General features: G+C 30.2%; 1 protein-coding gene. It reads left to right on the forward strand.

Annotated features, from left to right (window positions below; translation table 11 throughout):
• On the forward strand, nucleotides 1–420 hold a 420-nt coding region (locus ACFIQE_RS10740), incomplete at its 5' end, for a type ISP restriction/modification enzyme (protein ID WP_375707742.1).
• Between the last annotated feature and the right edge of the window lie 624 nt (nucleotides 421–1,044).

The following is a 1,044-nucleotide window of genomic DNA, read 5'->3' on the forward strand; positions in this document are numbered from 1 at the left end:
GAGACTGTAGAGCCTTATCCAGTGACCTTTAAAAAGGGTAATCCAAAACAAACAGAGATCTCTAATCCCGAAAAATTCTATTACGTGACTGAAATGAAATTCGCAAAAATTAAGAATAGTAAGGAAAAGGATAAATCAACTGTTTTTTATAACAGCAATATCACAATAACAGATATCCCTCTTGAAGCTTATGAGTATATCGTCAATGGTAAACCCGCTCTTGAATGGGTTATGGGGCGTCAATGTGTAAAGACTGATAAAAAGAGTGGCATTGTTAATGATGCCAATCGCTATGCTGTTGAAACCGTTGGCAACCCTGCCTACCCTCTAGAGTTATTTCAGAGGGTTATTACCGTAAGTTTAGAGACAATGAAAATTGTAAAAAACTTACCAAAATTAGAAATAAGAGAAACTGAATAACTTAAAAGCATGCTCACATAATGGGTATGTTAATCTCACAAGGGGTATAGAGCTTATAACCATAATCTATACCTCTTTGTGTTAAGTTGATTACATACAATCCTAATATGCGTTATTCTAAAAAAGAAATCATTTGCACTTTTAAATACTCTTATTTGGATTGCTTTAAGGCTTATAAGAAATCCCATCTTAAAGTGAATTAGATTTTTTACATTGCCTTTAAAAGATTATACCGTAATCTAAAATGAGTGCTTTATGCTTTTCAAAAGCTTTGTTTAAAGAGAGTTATGTATATTCATTTTCTTATATTACTTATAGGTTTTGAATGTTTCTCAAACCCTCAAAATACCTTCAAAACCCCTTTTTATATATATTACAGATTGTATTTACGTGTTTTGTGTAATATAGGTTGTTTATTTAAAACATTAACATATTGAAATATAATAACTTTTATTTTTTTATTGAAAAAAATATATAAAGGGGGGTAAAAGGACCCCTCAAAATACTCAAAATCTTCAAAACTCATAACCATAATGGTCTTGATAGCATTTCATATGAGTTACAAACTATCTTTTGAAAGGCTTTAAAGATTACATACTCTCATAAGACATGTTTTAATCATTC

It is taken from the genome of Bartonella sp. AA1HLJMS (assembly GCF_042197445.1).
Taxonomy (GTDB): domain Bacteria; phylum Pseudomonadota; class Alphaproteobacteria; order Rhizobiales; family Rhizobiaceae; genus Bartonella.